This is a genomic window from Nitrosomonas sp. PY1 (assembly GCF_022836435.1).
Classification (GTDB): domain Bacteria; phylum Pseudomonadota; class Gammaproteobacteria; order Burkholderiales; family Nitrosomonadaceae; genus Nitrosomonas.
In genome coordinates this window covers 1,565,758-1,583,189 of sequence record NZ_BQXC01000001.1, presented here as the reverse complement: position 1 = coordinate 1,583,189, position 17,432 = coordinate 1,565,758, and the positions used below count along the sequence as shown (strand labels likewise).

The following is a 17,432-nucleotide window of genomic DNA, read 5'->3' as shown; positions in this document are numbered from 1 at the left end:
TTGTTCATATCCAGTTTTAACGGCACAGGCATTCTTAGGTGTTTAGTCGAATTATGCGGTGCTTTAGTTAAAGAAATAACCACCTGGAGGGAAAAATGAAAATCAAAAATTATTTTTGGTTATTAATACTTCATATTACGGCAGGAGCGACATTCGCTCAACCGACTCTAAATCTAAAGCCAATCTCTGATACTCACTCTATTATTGCTTCAAGACCTGTAAGTTGCCCAGATTCAGCCTTAATAGCCGATGTGGTGGCAATCGATCATCCGATGATTTTTAATCGCTTGGGTGCGCAGAATGTTGATTGGATGATGTATGCCTTACGGCACGATGTCATTGATTTAAAAAGCCGGAAAACACTTGATTACGATAAAGAAGAATTATTTGAACAGGTAAAAAAACGAAATGAGAGTCGTGATATCGCTTTACGCCCCGATTTGAGGCCACGCCCATTAGTGTTGCGTGTAGCAGCAGGTGGCTTTTTAAAAGTGAATTTTACTAATTTGTTGCATAAAAAATTGAAGCATCTTCCATTTTCTCAACCCAACTTTGCCAATCCCTTTGATTATCCTGATCCGCTAAAAGAGATTGATCACCCGCTGGAACATGCGCCTATCAACAAGCATATAGACCCAGACACGAGCTACCCATTGGGCATTTCCGATCTCCACAAAATCTATACCAGCGATGATCAGGTAGCGAGCCGTAATGCCGGTTTCCACCCACAAGGACTGGAGCTGGTTACCAGTATTGATGATGACAGTTCCTACGTAGGAAAAAATAAAAACAGTTTGGCTTCGCCCGCTCCCGGTGAAACCAGAACTTACTGCTTCCGTGCGGAAAATGAAGGCGCTTATCTCGTTAGCAGCGATGGTGCTGTTTTTGGCGGTGAAGGCACTTCAGGCAATAGCGGAGTTGGATTGTTTGGTGCGGTAACAGTACAACCAAGCAGTAAAGAGAGCAGCCAAAAAACGCGTTTTTATCGCGCCCAAGTAACAGAAGAAGAGTTACGGCTAGCAACTAGCGGAACGACATCAGACGGACATCCTATTGTCAATTATGAAGCAACCTATCCCGATGATTGTGCAATCAATGGAGTTTGGTGTCAGGAAGGAAAAGCTGGCAAACCTATTTTGAATATGGTACGGGAGAAAGATAATCGTATTATTCATGGCGATATCAACGCAATGATTATCGGCCCCAATGCTGATGGTAGTTTTCCCAATGATACTTATCCACTTGAGAAGATCGGGGAGCGTAATCCTACTTTACCCAATCGCCTGGAACCTTTCCGTGAATTCGTCTCGATTTTTCACGATGAAAATGCCGCAACGCAAGCTTTTCCATATTTCTTCGAACATCCTGAGCTAGGGCATACGCTCCATGGAGTTCGGGATGCATTTATGATTAATTATGGTTCTGGTGGCATTGGTGCGGAAATCATAGCCAATCGACTAAAAGCCGGTCCTATGCACGATTGCCTAGATTGTGCTTACGAGGAATTCTTTTTATCGTCTTTCGCAGTGGGCGATCCAGCTATGTTAGTAGACAAACCGGCTAATCTCGTGATCAGCCAATGCCAACCTGAATATATTCGAATGGTCAAAAACCCGGATGATCCTGAAGGCAATAAAATACCGGACCCTCATTATGAAGCAGAAAGGAGGAAGTTTTGCGAACAACCAGCCGATCAATTCGCGACAAAAGCCTATTATCCGCATGATCCCGCAAATGTGCACCATAGTTACATTGGCGATTTCGTAAAGTTTCGTAATTTGCATTCTGGTAAAGAACAACATATTTTCCATTTACATAATCATCAATGGTTATTCAACCCCAATGACGACAACTCTAATTATATCGATGCACAAGGCATAGGGCCAGGTTCAGGTTATACCTATGAAATTGCTTTTGGTGGATCAGGCAATCGCAATAAAACCGTAGGCGATGCTATTTTCCATTGTCATTTCTATCCACACTTCGCACAAGGTATGTGGTATCTGTGGCGTAATCATGATGTGTTTGAGGCAGGAACGAAATTAGCCGTCAGCGAAGACTCTGCTGAGCTTGATCTCACAAAGCATTATCATAAAAAACCATTTGAATTAATGTCGGGTGAACCAGCAAAAACTGCTCGCGCATTGCCCGATGGCGAAATTGTAGCAGGTGTTCCGATTCCGGCAATTGTTCCATTACCTGGAAAAGGCATGGCACCCATGCCGCTTGATGTGAGCGTTAAACCTCGCATAGGAAGACTGGATGGCATGGAACATGGATCGGTTGCGGTCGTCGATATTCCTCCAGATGAGAATGCTGAGAATATTCCTCAAAATGATGAAGATGACAAACAAACAGAGAAAAAGAAAACGGCGGGAATTAAACTTCCCAATCCTGGATATCCATTTTGGATGGCAGGTGTAGCCACTTATACAGAAGATGGAAAGGAAGTCGATAAAAATCAATTTGTATCAGTGGGCTCGCGCCCAACCACGCCTCCTCTGGATATGTGCAATGAAAAAAAATGTCCGGAATTCATCGGTAAAACACTTGGGCTTGAAGGTGGCGATGGAGGGTTACCTCGTCACGCCCTAGCAGGTTATTCAGCAAATGGATTGTCGTATTCGGAATTTGATCGTTTCTCTGCTTTAAAGTTGATTAAAGAAGCCATGCCAATTTATTACCCGGAACAAGGTACAAAACTTGAGCGAATGGCAATGGCCTATCATGCAGAGCGTGAGCATGCCACACATAAGATTGTAGTGAGCAAAAAAGAGGGTAGTGAAGAGAAAGAAAGCAAGGCTATTCCTTCAGTTTTTGTTACCAATGGAGCGGAACCAATTCCTGGAGCTCCATTCAATGAGCCATGTATGGATGATCATGGCAAACGCTTAGAAAAAGGTAAAGATGGCCGGTTTTTTGGTGGAACCTATGTCGGGAACAATCAATACATTAACGTCAAATCATCGCTATCCGGAGGAATCGAGTTCGGTGCTGATAGTCCACGTATTTATAAAGGCGCCAATATACAGTTAGATGTGGTTTTTAATAAACTGGGGTATCACTATCCGCAGCAGCGGATTTTGGCGTTATGGGAAGATGTAGAGCCATTACTCAATATAATGCTTCCAGAAAGTGAATTAAAGGGAAAGCGCCCGAAAGCGCCTGAGCCGCTTGTCTTGCGGATGAATACTTTTGATTGTGCTATGTATGCGCACACGAATCTAATACCCGCAATTTTTAACGCCGATGATTATCAAATTACAACACCAACGGATGTCATCGGGCAACATATTCATTTGCCGAAGTGGGATTTGACTTCGGCGGACGGTAGCGCGAATGGTTGGAATTATGAAGATGGTACATTCTCACCGGATACGGTTCGTGAGCGTATCGACGCGATTAATAAATGGAATGAATTTAATAAGAATAATAAAGTGATCCCGCCTTCTGATTATGGGGCCAATGGAGAATTAATTTCTCCAGAATTTTTGGAACCGAAGATTCACGTCTATTTCAACGGAGAAAAAATCTCTAGCCATCAAAGAAATAATTGCCTGACACTATGGCGCGACACCTTAGATAAGGCCACAAGAAAAGCAGAAACTTTGTGTAAGGAAAAATCTGAGAATGATCAAAAATTTAATGAATGTATGCGTAAAGAAGATAAAGGGTTGCTCGAATTCCAGGTCAAGTATGGCATACCTGGTGCTTGTGATTGGTTGGGGGCACGCACGACTTTGCAACGTTGGTTTTCTGATCCAATCGTGAATCGTCAAGGGATCCATCGAGGATTAGGGACGACTTTTACACATGATCACTTAGGACCTTCTACGCACCAACAATTAGGGCTTTATGCCACGATGTTGACGGAACCACCGGGATCTGAATGGCGGCATAATGAAACTGGTGAAAAGCTTTATACACGTACCGACGGTGGCCCAACTTCCTGGCAAGCGGCTATTATCGATAAAAATGGCAAATGTATCGATATTGATAAAGATGGTGATTGCAGCTTGAAAGGCGATGATTCGCACCGTGAGTTTTTCCTTCAATTCGGTGATTTCCAGCATGCTTACTTAAAGGGCGCTTATTATGGCGTCAATAAAAAAGGAGTTGGTTGGTTATTTGATCCTAAAGAAGAAGCAAAACCAACACCCGATAGCTTCCGTTTTGCCATCAATCCTTCGGTTAGAAAACCTGCTCAACCGGTATTCCCCGACATTCTTGCATTTGAACCGATTTGCCCCGGTGGTAAAGGATCAGAGGTATTGCCTGGAGCGATCTATAATGTTGACACAAACTTTAATGATCTAAGTTTATACAATTCCAAAGAACAACCGCTTCGCCCATGTCCTGAGGCGATTTCAGCCGACGATGTCGGTATGATGGTGGTGAATTATCGTAATGAGCCGATCGGTGCCCGTGTTTATGATCCCAACAAACTTGGGCCGGACGGTAAAAAAGGAATGCAGGCTGATGGTAAGCAGGGTGATCTGGCTTTTGCAATGCAAACCAGAGATGATCGCGCTATAGCAGCATTGAATACAGAACTGGGAAATACGCCATATGAGCCTTTAACTTCTGGCGGATATCCTGGCGACCCATTTACTCCACTTATTCGGGCTTACTCTGGCGATCAAATTAAAATTAAAATTCAAGGCGGGTCACACGAACACGAACATAATGCTTCAATCAACGGGCTTTCCTGGTTGCAGGGAGGTTCCGGTTACGGTCAATCACCGCATTCAGGCCGACGTAACGCACAAAACGCAGGTTTGTCGGAGCAATTCAATTTCCAAGCAGGAATAATTGATTACGAATCACCGGTTGGCATTAATGACCGCATGTATACAGTTGATGCCAGCCAGGACGGATTTTGGAGTGGTGTATGGGGCGCAATTCGAACCTATAATGTAACGCCACCTAAAAAACAGTTGTTGCACGCATTGCCTGTTAATGATGTGCCGACTATCCTAGCCGTTGGCGTTTTTAACAAAGACAATCCGCATGAGAGGTTAGACAATGTCTGTCCGTCGGATGCACCTATAAGGTCTTATCAAATTTCTGCTGTTTTAGCGAATAAGGTGCTTAACAATGATCTTAAGGTAAAAATCCCTGAACAAAAATCTGATTCGTATCCATTTTCATCGAACTTAGATATTAAAGGCGGATCGCTAGTTTATAACCCACGGGCAACAGAAATCAGCATCGAGATCGTGGATGAGTTTGGAAGAGTCGTTGAAACCAAAAAATATGGTGCCGGGCCATTACATGACCCAACTGCAATTATGTTTGTTCGCGATGAGGATTTGAAGAATGGTTATTTAAAACCAGATGCTCCATTAGAGCCATTAATATTGCGAGCAGCAGCCGGTGATTGTATCCAGGTTACACTCACCAATCGATTGCCGAAAAATCCGAATGATATGCCGGATCTTGATGGCTATACCTCCGTTTCTGGAATTATTCCCCGGAATTGCCCCGATTTAGGAAAAGAATCTTTAACTCACAGAAAGGAAAAAGAAAACTGTGATCAGAAAGAATATATTGATAACTCATTAACATCATTTAATAATAATCTGATTCGCCCATCCAATCATATTGGCCTGCATCCACAAATGGTCAGTTACGATGTACAAGAATCTGATGGTAATAATATAGGATTTAATACTGAGAGTACGGTAGCCCCCGATAACATTAAAAGGTATACATGGTACGCAGGTAAGATAGAAGTTCCACAGAATGCGTGTGTAGTTGATAGCGATATTGAAAATCTTAGTAGCTTTACTTATCCGTACATAAGCTCTTTGTCTTCCGGATCCCTTAATTTTGATGATTATGGTCAGTTTATTGAAAATATTCTCACACAGATGGATGACCGGATTGCCGGAAATTTTGCAGCCAGTTTTTTTCAAAAGAATATAGAAACAGAATATACAAAAGACTCTATTTGGAGATTGTATAAATTATGGCGTCAAGCAGGAACAGATGAATATAACCGAGTGCACGACTTGACAGGTGGGATACGAGATCAATGGGATTTGTTCCGCAATTGGATATTAGCCAAGTTCATGAGAAGTATATTGTTTGCAAAATATGAACTTGGATTGGGAGAGGTAAAAAAAGATTGCGTTGGTAATGTCCTCAAAGAACTGCAGCTTGAGAAGCTTAAAGATAAAGATCTTATTTTGTTTGATCGAGTGAAAATATTACATGCCATGAATAGCTTGGCCGAGTGTAGAGGTCGCCCAACAACTATTGTGAAATTCCAGCAAAAGAATTCAAATGAAGATGGAAGAAATGATAGAAATGTTAGGCTGATACACATTGCAAAAAATGGAATTCCTGTACCAAAAGATTGCAAGCCTGAGCAAATGGCGCATTTCGTTCCGATTGAATACGGTGGCGTCAACCTAACTCCACCTGATCGCATCAAACAAGGTCAAAAAGGAGCGATTGGCGCGCTGGTGATAGAACCGGAAGGCGCCACATGGGCAGAGAAAACAGATCAGGTTTTTGATCGCCAACAACATCTGGATGTCGGGAGGGTTAATCTGCGCTATACCAGAACCATGGCTGATGTGGCATATCGAACCGCAACAGAAAAAGAGAAACGTAAATTCCGCGATCTAGTGATGGTGCATCAGAAGGGACTAAATTTACGTTATAAAGATGGATCTGCGATCGCGAATTTAGCGGCCGAGAAAGAGAAAGCCGGTGAGAATCCAGCACAGACGGCTCCCGAGGACGCGCATGATTCCGGCCATATGGCGATTAATTACGGCGCAGAACCGCTGTGGTTCCGCTTTGGATTACCGCCCGATGCGCCATTCGGAAAGGCTGGATTTGGTGGGGCTGATAGCGCCTGGCAAGCGTTCAGCAATACTTGCTGTAGCAATGGAGAAAAAGTTGTGACGGCGCATATCGCAGAAGATGGTGTCTTTCGTATGGGCGCTAGAATCGGTACAGTCATCAGTGCCGACAAACCAGTTAATGAACCCTATGTACCGATCATGAAAGCCTATGCCGGTCAGGAGATGCGCATTCGTGCTTTGATGCCGACAGGCACGGGACGTGGTTCAACGGTGGAATTGCATGGTCATAGTTGGATGCGCGATCCCTACCTGGCAGAATTTGTCCATCCTGAAGGATACCCTAGAGGCGGTAATCAATACGGATTCTATGACGGCGAATGGAAGTTCCATCCGGGCTGGGGTACGCCATCCAAGTGTATCGGTGAGAATGCGCTAGCCATGCACTTAGGTGGTCAGGAAAGTTTGACGCCAATGGCGCATTTTGATCTGATCTTTCCAAGAGCGGGTGGCAAGTATGGTGTAACAGGAGACTATCTCTGGCGCGATCATGGTGGTTTTGGTATTACCAATGGCTTATGGGCATTAATCCGAGTCGAAGATGCTCCAGAAAAAGCCGGGTATGGCGGATTCGGTCCTGAAACGCTAAGAACCAATTGCCATGTTGTAGCCGCTAATACAGTGTCGCCATGAAACGTTTGATTTTGATTTGCCTGATGCAATTGCTCTCGATGGCAACTGCACAGGCAGATTTGCCACGTTACGTTGACCGGACAGTTGAGCGAGAGGGCATACAACTAAATGTTCGTATCGAGGCGCTTGAGGAGGTTGCTCCAGCGGTACCACAAGCGGGCCAATGGGTAAGATTATCGCTTGATGGTAAACGCCTTGCAGATGATCAACCGCTGAGCAATTGGCGTATTGGCGCTTGGTTGGATCGCGAAACCGATGCAATATCCGGCGCTGTACCCGTTTGCAGGCAAAGAGTGGCGCGTTATCTCAGCGGTAACCTGATCGAAAGACCGTTGTTGGATCTGACCGGTTACTATGTGCTGAGCCTGGACGCTGAATCCAGCGTATCAGTATTGGACCCGTCGGTCAGCTTTAGCGGACGTAGCAGTTTGTATAGCGCAATGAAGCTGGACGGAAAAGGATTCGATTGGATCAAAACCAGTGATGATATGCGGTTATTCGTGGCATTGCCCAATGAAAAGAAGCTGGCGATCGCCGACTTGCAGACGCTGAGCGTACTGAATCATTTGGTTCTTCCCGGTCAACCTACACGCTTGGCATTGCAACCCGATGAGCGTTTGTTGTGGGTTGGTTTGACCGGAGCAAGTGCGCAGGAAAATGCGGTGGAAATTATCGATACAGTGAATGATAAATCCATAGCGCGAATTCCCTTACCTTCCGGCTATCACGAAATTGTTTTTTCTGATAATGGCCAATATGCCTTTATCAGCAACCGACAAAGCAAGTCGATGACCATCGTCGATGCAGTCTCCTTAAAAACGATACGTGAAGTTGATCTGGGTTTTGAGCCACTTGGATTACTTTTTGTAGACAAGCAGTCATTGCTGTGGATTATCAATGCTAAGGCTGGGCGAATTCATCGCTTTGATGCGCGGGGAAATCCAATCGATGACCTGGTATTGGAACCTGGTTTGGGGCCGATCAAATTAACGCCAGATATGCGCTATGTATTGACAGTCAACCCCAGTCAGCACTGGATTCATGTGCTTGATATCGAAACCGGTAAGGAAAGACACCGCATTACGCTTTCTGGGCAGCCATACGATATTTTGTTTTCTGAGCAATATGCATATATTCGGACATTGCAAAGTGAGCAAATTGGATTGTTGTCGCTCAGTAGCCTTGATAGTCAGCAACCGATTGTGAAGTTGATACCTACAGGTGCAGATGCATTGTCGGAAACGCAGAATCTTCCTCGCGCTTCCAGTATGTCGCTGACATTGGGTCGTTCTGGTGCCTTTTTCGCAACACCTTCTGAGCGCACACTTTATCACTATATGGAAGGTATGAATGCACCCAATTCCGGATTAAAGACATTTGGGCATACACCCATGTCAGTGATGGTAGTGCAGCGTGGATTACGCGAACTAAAGCCTGGGCAATATTCAACGGTAATTCGCTTGCCTTCTGCGGGGCGTATGGTATTGGCTTTGGCGAGTGAAGCACCGGTATTGCGAGAGTGCTTAGGATTAAAGGTTGATACGACTACAATCGCGGGTGGCGATGATGCCACAGCCGTATACTGGCTCAGTGACAGTGTGCAAAAAACGAGCACTGATTTGCCGGTGAGTTTCCGCGTCAAAGTTAAAAAACCAACTGCTGATGCGGTATTGCTTGTCGATCAATTGAAATTACGGATTGTTTCTGCGCAAGGTGGAATCTCCACAGTCTGGTCAATGCAACCCGACCCTGAAAAGCCGGGAGAGTGGTTTACCAGTGGGAGACTTACGCAGAGTGGCGGTTATTACGTTCATATTGAAGGAAATAGACCATTAAAATCCACTTTCTCCACCGTACTCGTAGAAAAATCAAAAAACATTTCGGGGAATTAATGTTTGCAAAGCTTAGCGTTATCTTGATTGCCTTGATAGCAACTACGCTATGGGCGCAGCCATCCGAGAACTCAAAAAAACCAGAAAAAATAAACACCGCACATCGAACGCATCTTGTTTTGCCTAACATTATCGTTTTGGATGATCAGAATCAAGAACATCGGTTTCTGGATTTGTTACAAAGTCAAGTTGCACTTGTGAATTTTGTTTTTACTTCCTGCGTGACGATTTGCCCGGTACTCAGTGCCACTATGCAAGCTATTGAAAAGCAATTGCAGGATCAATTGGGGAAAGGCGTTATTTTGGTTTCTATTTCTGTCGATCCCGCGAAGGATACGCCGGATAAATTACGCGCATACGCGAAGAAATTTAATGCGGGGCAATATTGGTATTGGTTGACCGGAAGACCATCCGAAGTTAATCAGCTATTGAAAGCGTTTGGGATGCCAACCGGACGTCCCGAAGATCATCCACCAATTATTCTGGTCGGTAATGTTGATACTGATAATTGGTTACGCTGGATTGGTATTCCATTGCCGGAAAATATCATTGAAGCAATTAATATACTTGCTAAAGATAATTTGGGGAAATGATGAAAATAATAACGCTATCAATGCTGTTGGGATTGATTGATCTGGTATCGACAACCATTCAAGCCTCGACTGTTGATGCGCAGACGGAGAATCGATTGGAACGTGCGCGTACTTATTTTGGCGATGATCTTTTAATTGACCAGCATGGCGCGTCACATCGATTTGTCAGCGATTTACTGAGCCATCATGTGGTATTGATCAATGTCATTTTTACGAATTGCCGAGATGCCTGCCCAATACAAACACAAAAAATGCAAGTTGTTCGTAGGCAATTGGGAAAGCATTTCGGTACTCAGATTGCTTTCTTGTCGTTATCTGTGGATCCCAAACGGGATAGTCCAGTAGCATTAAAGGCTTTTGCGGAGAAGCAACAAGCAAATATTCCTGGATGGTGGTTTCTCACAGCGGATGAAGTAACCATGACAAAAATTTTGAGTCGCCTCAATCAGTGGACTGGCAATCCAAGCAATCATAGTACTATGTTAATTGCTGGCCACGCACGTAACGCCCACTGGATTAAATTGCGACCGGATTCGCCACCTGAGCGTATCGTGGCTGATTTACTTCGTTTGGCTGGGGAGTAAAAGTGCCGTGGCTACACACTGTTACGCTTTTGCTTGGTTTCTACTTAATTAGTGATATCAATCTTGCATTGGCAACCGATCCGGTAGATCTGGGGCGTTCAATTTATGAAAAAGGGATCGGACGAGACGGTAGAGAAATAGGTGCAGTGATACATAAAAGTATTTCCTTGAAAGGTGCTGCAATTGCGTGTATCGGTTGTCATGGAAGCGATGCGCGCGGTGGTGGAGAAGCATTTGTTCAGGCGCCTGATATTCGTTGGTTGAATCTGAGCAAACCCTATCCAGCAAGACGTATAGCTGCTTCCAGCATGTCCTACGATCAATCAAGTTTTTCTAAAGTACTGCGAACGGGTTTAACAGCTACTGACAGAAGATTGGATCCGATAATGCCTCGTTTTGATTTGGCAGACGACGAAATAAATGGCTTAATCGTTTATCTTGGTACTATTGATCAACCAGAACATACAGAACAAAACCGGTTGATTATTTTGGGTCTGCTTCCAAAATCAGGACAGAATACACTCGCCGATGCATTGGATTCAAAGCTTAAAAATTGTCCTACAACAGAAAATGGTTCTCCAATTACGGCCATCGATATGCTTTATTTCGATACGCCGGAAGATGCAATGATTAAGTTGAATAACCGTTTGTCAAAAAATATGAATGCATTGGTTCTCGCACCTTTCTTACTAGGTTGGGAGCAACAATATGTCGAAGCAATGCAACACAATAACGTACCGACAGTTCTACCATTCTCGGTGTTAAATCCACCCGATGAAAGTAACTGGGTGTTTCCCTTCCCAGGTCTTGAGTCTCAAATACTGGCTTTGTTAAAATCTGCTAAAGCAGAAGGCTATATGCAATTACGTATTTATTCTGAACCGAAAAATTCCCTTAGTACAAAGCTTGCTGCTGTTGCTGCTAAAATGGCTAGTACTTATGGGATGCTAGAGATAATTAATAATTCAGAGGCGATCTATCAGAAAAATAAAATTGCCATTTTATGGCTAAAGCAGTTTGATACTGATCAAATTAACCAGAACTCACTAAAGGATGAATTAGCGCTTATACCAGCGATATTTATCAAACCAAGTCTGGCAATTGGCAACTTCCAAGGGGACTCTCTGCAAAAAAAATATATAGCCTATCCATATAATCCTAAAATTGCTGGAAGTAGTGTGTGGCGGACACCGATTGATGTTTGGGCAGGTGCGGTTTGTAAGTTTTTATCATTGGTTGGTGAAAAATCTATCAGTCGCAATAAATTGCCAGAAATTTTGCAATGGGAAAATGATTTTTTTTTATATGACAAGCCTGGTCTTGATTTGTTGTCTAATCAAGTATTTATTTATAAGGGTATAAAATACTTGCAATAATAGTTGAGATCATTCTTCTCGAAGACAAGCATACTTAAAAAATGACCTTGCGGCTTTAAGGCAAGATGATAGGGAGGTATTACATCAATGAAGGTTGCAGTATTTGGAGCTAAGTCTTATGACCGAAAATACTTGGATCAAGCCAATAGCGAATTTAATCATGAGTTGACTTATTTCGATGCGCACCTGAATACGGCGATAGCGCCGCTGGCAAAAGGATTCAAAGCAGTTTGTGTTTTTGTGAATGATGAGATCGACGAGAGTTGCCTTAGAAAATTATCGGATTTGGGAATAGCCATCATTGCGCTTCGTTGCGCTGGCTTTAATAATGTAGACCTGGGTATTGCTGCTTCACTGAATATTACGGTGGTTCGAGTTCCGGAATATTCGCCACATGGTGTGGCAGAACATGCCGTTGCGTTGATACTGGGCTTAAATAGGAAAATTTATCGCGCATATAATCGGGTAAGAGAGAATAATTTCCTACTAGAAGGTTTGCTGGGTTTTAATCTGAATGCCAAAACAATTGGAGTCATTGGCACGGGGAAAATTGGCTCGGTTTTTTGTAAAATCATGTCTGGTTTTGGTTGCACGGTGCTCGCTTATGATCCTTACCCCAATGAGCGGTGTGCGACATACGGCGTTAAATATGCCGATTTAGAGAGTCTCCTGAAACAATCCGATGTTATTAGTTTGCACTGCCCGCTGACACCCGAAACCTATCATTTAATTGATGACAAGAGATTGGCGTGTATGAAACCAAACGTTATGCTGATTAATACGAGCAGAGGTGCGCTTATTGATACTGTAGCGGTAATAAAGCATTTGAAGTCCGGAAAAATTGGATACTTGGGGCTTGATGTGTATGAAGAAGAAGGCGACTTATTTTTTGAAGATGTTTCAGACAAAATTCTAGAGGATGATATTTTTGCGCGGTTATTAACATTTCCAAATGTTCTGATCACTGGACATCAAGCTTTTTTTACCATCACCGCTTTAGAAAATATTGCAATGACAACACTATCGAATCTTACGGACCTTGAGCAAGGCAAACATTGTCTCAATAAGGTTTCTGACCAATTCATACAGACAGCTCGGAAAAAATAAAAAAATTCCCCAGTATGGGGAAAATATCATTTTCTGCGAATTCAGTTATGCCATGGATGAGCAAAACAGGGCCTCCTTCGCCGACGCTATTGGAAGCGAGTCGCAATTCATTTGTTTCATCAGGATTACGATATTTCGACCGGCTCGGTGTATTGCTGTCCATGACTGCACATCCACCCAAACTTAGAAATCCAGATAATGCTGTAAGAATAATTGCTCTTGTGACGAGATTTCAATCATCTCAAACATCATGTCACGGCGAGCATTAATGATCTGAAAGAAACTCAGCGTAGTGTTTGGCAGCCCATAGTGCTGCCAGTAAAACAATCGGAAAACCCTAATTTATCCATGTCGATTCTCCCTTTAGCAAAGAAGACGGCAATAAAGGATTTAAGGCAACACTAACTAATCAGCGTTTGGAGCTTGCAGATGGCTCCATCCTATTATTGCATCAATTTTTCGTGCGTCGCTTGCAGATTCTTCTCTATGGCGGTAATCATCTGAAAGATTCATCTGTGGTTATACGACTTCTGCTTTTTCGATAACGACATCTTCAACCGGTACGTTCTGATGTCCGGCAGCGTCTCCCGTCTTTACTTTTTTGATTTTATCGACGACATCCTGGCCTTCAACAACTTTGCCAAAAACGCAATAGCCAAAGCCTTGCGGTGTTGCAGATTGGTAGTTTAAAAAACCGTTATTGGTTACATTGATAAAAAATTGCGAGGTAGCTGAATGAACATCGGTAGTTCTTGCCATGGCGATAGTGTAAGCGTCATTTTTTAGGCCATTCGCTGCTTCATTTTGAATCGGTGATTGCGTGTTTTTTTGTTTCATATTGGATTCTAATCCACCGCCTTGAATCATGAAGTCGTCGATGACGCGGTGAAATATCGTATTATCGTAAAACCCGCTATTGACATAACGCAAGAAATTTTCCACGGTTATGGGGGCTTTTTCTTGATCTAATTCCAGAGTGATAATGCCAAAGTTAGTATGTAGTTTGACCATAGTGCTTCCTTAATTGATACAGTTTGTTATTGAATTATTGATGAGTTTTTTCTGGATTCGAGATACGAGCGATATCCTGAATGATAATACCGGTTTTAGGAACATCTCTTGAAAATGGACCAGAAGGACCTGTCGGTATCGAGGCGATTTTATTCACCACATCCATACCCTTGGTCACTTTACCAAAGACCGCATAGCCATAACCACTGGCATTAGGTGCTTTGAAATTCAAAAAATCATTTTTGGCAACGTTAATGAAAAATTGTGCCGTCGCTGAATTGGGATCAGCAGTGCGTGCCATAGCTATCGTTCCGATGTCATTTTTTAAACCGGTATCGGATTCGATCGGTATTGGCGGGCGTGTAGGTTTTTGATTCAGATCGGCATCAAAACCGCCGCCTTGCACCATGAAGTTTGGAATAACACGATGAAAAATTGTATTTTTGTAAAAACCATCGTCTACATATTGTAAGAAATTCGCTACTGTTTTGGGTGCTTTGTCGGAATCAAGTTCAATGACGATATTTCCCAAGTTGGTTTTTATTTCTACAGTGGTATTTTCTGCATGACCATTTGATGATAAGAACAGAAAAGAGAAAAGCAATACAAACAGACTAACGCGGTTATACATATTTTTTCCTGTTTAAGTGAAGAAGAATTGGCCTAAGATTATCGGTTGTAAACGTGATGAAAGCCTCAGTTCCGGCGGTATGCTATACTTATCGTGCTATGCGAGTTTCGCTAATTTAGCACTGAGTGTCTAGAATTTTACCAAGAAGTAATGCAATTCTACAATTAATCCGCTTATTTTTTTATGCTCAAAATTTTCAACTCAATTGCTCGAGAAAAACAGGAATTTGTTCCATTGGTACCGGGAAAAGTAAAAATTTATGTTTGCGGTATGACCGTATACGACTATTGTCATCTGGGGCATGCGAGGGTTCTAGTCGTATTCGATATGGTCATTCGCTGGCTAAAAATCAGCGGATTTGAGGTGAACTATGTTCGTAATATCACGGATGTGGACGACAAGATTATTAAGCGTGCGCAAGAAAACCAGGAATCAATCGAAGCCTTGACGGATCGCTATATCCAAGCCATGAACCAGGATGCAGCCGCGTTAGGTGTGTTGCAACCTACACATGAACCCCGTGCGACTGCTTATATTGAATCTATGATTCGTATGATCAGCACCTTGGTCGAGAAAAATTTGGCTTATCACGCATCCAATGGCGACGTATATTATTCAGTCCATGATTTCCCCAATTACGGTAAATTGTCCGGAAAATCACTGGAGGATTTACGTGCAGGAGAGCGGGTTGGAATCGACTCCAATAAAAAAGATCCGTTGGATTTTGTTCTATGGAAATCAGCCAAACCTGACGAACCTTTTTGGGATTCGCCGTGGGGAAGAGGAAGGCCGGGGTGGCATATTGAATGCTCGGCGATGAGCGGTCAACTGTTGGGTGCTCAGTTCGATATTCATGGAGGCGGTCAAGATTTGCAATTTCCGCATCATGAGAATGAAATCGCGCAGAGCGAAGGAGCACATGATCATCCCTTTGTAAATTACTGGATGCATAACGGTTTTGTACGTGTTGACAATGAAAAAATGTCAAAGTCGTTGGGGAATTTCTTTACCGTTCGGGAAATTCTTAATTACTATCAACCAGAAGTCGTGCGTTTTTTTATATTGCGCGCGCATTACCGCAGTCCGTTGAATTATTCCGATCAGCACTTAAAAGACACCAAGCTGGCTTTGGATCGTTTGTATACAGCACTCAAAGAAGTTGATTTTACTAATAACCATTCATCGGCGGTCGACTGGAATAATACTTATGCTGAAAGATTCAGAGCTGCGATGGAAGATGATTTCAATACACCGGAAGCGATAGCGGTATTGTTTGAATTGACCAGTGAAATCAATAAAAGTGGCACGAAGGAACTGGCAGCTTTATTAAAATCGCTAGGTGGCTTGTTAGGATTGTTACAGCAGCACCCGCAAGATTACCTGCAAAGTAGACCATCTGGCAATGACTCAAATGTATTAACCGAAGATGAGATTGCACAATTAATCCGTGAGCGTGTTTCTGCACGCGCAGAGAGCCGTTATTCCGATGCGGATAACGTTCGTAAGCAACTGCTTGCCAAAGGGATTGTCTTGGAGGATAGCGCACAAGGCACCACGTGGAGGCGCATATAGCTTTCCAGGAGAGGAGGGCCAAGCCAGTCCACACCAATCATCCATAAATCATGAAGAGTATTACATCTAAGCAACTGAAATAAATGCGGAGTTGTATTTTCTGCTTTAGCCGCATACTGAAATTGCTTGCCAAACCGGGTACATCTCTATATTTTAAATACTGGCAATATTTAATTACGAGGCGCTTAGATGCAAGACTTGCCGCAGTACATACACATCTATCAGAACCATCACTTCGACAGTACGCGTTGGGATTATTTCGAATCGCGCGAAGATGATATCGTCATTACGACATCGTACAAGGCAGGGACAACCTGGGCGCAAGCAATCGTTGCGCATTTACTGTTTCCGGATGGGAATTTTCCGGCTCCACCCGCGCAAATGTCTCCGTGGCTGGATATGCGGATTGTTCCGCTCGAAGTGGTTCTGAATAATTTGAAGTCGCAGCAACACCGCCGCTTTATCAAGACGCATTTGCCGCTCGATGGCCTGCCCTATAATGAAAAGATCAAATACCTCTATGTTGCCCGTGATGCCCGCGATGTTTTCATGTCGTTGTGGAATCACTACACCGGTATGAATGACGAAATGTTTATGCTGCTGAATGCGTTGCCTGGGCGAGTGGGAGACGAACTTCCGCAGCCATCGGGCGATATTCATGCCTTCTGGCGGAATTGGATGACCCGTGGTTCGTTCGTGTGGGAAACCGACGGTTGGCCATATTGGTCACATCTTGCGAATGTTCAATCTTGGTGGAATTTTCGCCACCTGCCTAACATTCAGTTGTTTCACTATGCCGATATGCTCGCGGATACCGAACGCGAAGTTCGCCGCATCGCCGCATTTTTAGAAATTGACGTACCGGAGCAAGCCTGGGATGGCATCATCAAAGCGATTTCCTTTTCGGAAATGAAACGCCAAGGAGAACTGTATGCACCGGGGGGAGGGCGGTTCTGGAAAGGAGGCGCGAAAACTTTTATGCACAAGGGAACCAACAACCGTTGGCGCGATACACTCTCCGATGAAGAACTGGCGCTCTATGACGCTGCTTGTAAGCGCACATTGACCGCAGATTGCCGTCAATGGCTCGAGAATGGTGGAACGGTCTGACGGTTTTTTGTGCGGGTTCTTAAAAATTGGGTTGAGGAATTTAAGTCG

Annotated in this window: 11 protein-coding genes; 9 read left to right on the top strand and 2 right to left on the bottom strand. The window is 43.6% G+C overall.

The features are described 5' to 3' along the window. The first annotated feature begins 95 nt into the window (after positions 1 to 95). The 7 genes from W03_RS07350 (at position 96) to W03_RS07320 (ending at position 13,329) form a co-directional block, all read left to right on the top strand. A complete protein-coding gene (locus tag W03_RS07350; protein ID WP_244072356.1) occupies positions 96 to 7,508 on the top strand; it encodes a hypothetical protein in 7,413 nt (2,470 codons plus the stop codon). Beyond that, positions 7,505 to 9,400, top strand: coding sequence for a YncE family protein (locus tag W03_RS07345; protein WP_244072355.1), 1,896 nt, complete (start codon positions 7,505 to 7,507; stop codon positions 9,398 to 9,400). Before W03_RS07350 ends, W03_RS07345 begins: the two co-directional genes overlap by 4 nt. After that, positions 9,400 to 9,993, top strand: a complete 594-nt coding sequence (locus W03_RS07340) for an SCO family protein (RefSeq protein ID WP_244072354.1) — start codon at positions 9,400 to 9,402, stop codon at positions 9,991 to 9,993. The genes W03_RS07345 and W03_RS07340 overlap by 1 nt, the downstream gene beginning before the upstream one ends. Next, positions 9,990 to 10,577: an SCO family protein gene (locus W03_RS07335; protein ID WP_244072353.1), complete on the top strand. Its 588-nt coding sequence runs from the start codon at positions 9,990 to 9,992 to the stop codon at positions 10,575 to 10,577. Before W03_RS07340 ends, W03_RS07335 begins: the two co-directional genes overlap by 4 nt. Before the next feature lie 2 nt (positions 10,578 to 10,579). Further along, positions 10,580 to 11,953 (top strand): cytochrome c, encoded by a 1,374-nt coding sequence (locus W03_RS07330; protein WP_244072352.1) that lies wholly within the window; start codon positions 10,580 to 10,582, stop codon positions 11,951 to 11,953. A gap of 87 nt (positions 11,954 to 12,040) precedes the next feature. Beyond that, the gene (locus W03_RS07325; protein ID WP_244072351.1) at positions 12,041 to 13,060 is read left to right on the top strand and encodes a 2-hydroxyacid dehydrogenase; all 1,020 of its coding nucleotides are present in this window, start codon (positions 12,041 to 12,043) and stop codon (positions 13,058 to 13,060) included. A gap of 14 nt (positions 13,061 to 13,074) precedes the next feature. Further along, the gene (locus W03_RS07320; protein WP_244072350.1) at positions 13,075 to 13,329 is read left to right on the top strand and encodes a hypothetical protein; all 255 of its coding nucleotides are present in this window, start codon (positions 13,075 to 13,077) and stop codon (positions 13,327 to 13,329) included. Between the two features lie 250 nt (positions 13,330 to 13,579). On the opposite strand, the gene W03_RS07315 is transcribed toward W03_RS07320, so the two are convergent. Together W03_RS07315 and W03_RS07310 are read right to left on the bottom strand one after the other, a co-directional pair. After that, entirely contained in the window at positions 13,580 to 14,071 is a 492-nt protein-coding gene (locus tag W03_RS07315; RefSeq protein WP_244072349.1) for a peptidylprolyl isomerase, read from the bottom strand. Between the two features lie 34 nt (positions 14,072 to 14,105). Continuing rightward, the gene (locus W03_RS07310; protein ID WP_244072348.1) at positions 14,106 to 14,702 is read right to left on the bottom strand and encodes a peptidylprolyl isomerase; all 597 of its coding nucleotides are present in this window, start codon (positions 14,700 to 14,702) and stop codon (positions 14,106 to 14,108) included. Positions 14,703 to 14,885: 183 nt separating this feature from the next. On the opposite strand from W03_RS07310, the gene cysS reads away from it, so the two are divergent. Both cysS and W03_RS07300 read left to right on the top strand, forming a co-directional pair. Beyond that, positions 14,886 to 16,274, top strand: a complete 1,389-nt coding sequence (gene cysS, locus W03_RS07305; protein WP_244072347.1) for a cysteine--tRNA ligase — start codon at positions 14,886 to 14,888, stop codon at positions 16,272 to 16,274. Between the two features lie 189 nt (positions 16,275 to 16,463). Beyond that, positions 16,464 to 17,384, top strand: a complete 921-nt coding sequence (locus W03_RS07300) for a sulfotransferase domain-containing protein (RefSeq protein ID WP_244072346.1) — start codon at positions 16,464 to 16,466, stop codon at positions 17,382 to 17,384. Positions 17,385 to 17,432: the final 48 nt, after the last annotated feature.

What these genes read in the sequence shown, in the direction of transcription:
- W03_RS07335 (WP_244072353.1), top strand. Translation starts at nt 9,990, where the DNA reads ATGATGAAAATAATAACGCTATCAATGCTGTTGGGATTGATTGATCTG.
- W03_RS07340 (WP_244072354.1), top strand. Translation starts at nt 9,400, where the DNA reads ATGTTTGCAAAGCTTAGCGTTATCTTGATTGCCTTGATAGCAACTACG.
- W03_RS07300 (WP_244072346.1), top strand. Translation starts at nt 16,464, where the DNA reads ATGCAAGACTTGCCGCAGTACATACACATCTATCAGAACCATCACTTC.
- W03_RS07320 (WP_244072350.1), top strand. Translation starts at nt 13,075, where the DNA reads ATGGGGAAAATATCATTTTCTGCGAATTCAGTTATGCCATGGATGAGC.
- W03_RS07345 (WP_244072355.1), top strand. Translation starts at nt 7,505, where the DNA reads ATGAAACGTTTGATTTTGATTTGCCTGATGCAATTGCTCTCGATGGCA.
- W03_RS07315 (WP_244072349.1), bottom strand. Translation starts at nt 14,071, where the DNA reads ATGGTCAAACTACATACTAACTTTGGCATTATCACTCTGGAATTAGAT.
- cysS (WP_244072347.1), top strand. Translation starts at nt 14,886, where the DNA reads ATGCTCAAAATTTTCAACTCAATTGCTCGAGAAAAACAGGAATTTGTT.
- W03_RS07325 (WP_244072351.1), top strand. Translation starts at nt 12,041, where the DNA reads ATGAAGGTTGCAGTATTTGGAGCTAAGTCTTATGACCGAAAATACTTG.
- W03_RS07310 (WP_244072348.1), bottom strand. Translation starts at nt 14,702, where the DNA reads ATGTATAACCGCGTTAGTCTGTTTGTATTGCTTTTCTCTTTTCTGTTC.
- W03_RS07350 (WP_244072356.1), top strand. Translation starts at nt 96, where the DNA reads ATGAAAATCAAAAATTATTTTTGGTTATTAATACTTCATATTACGGCA.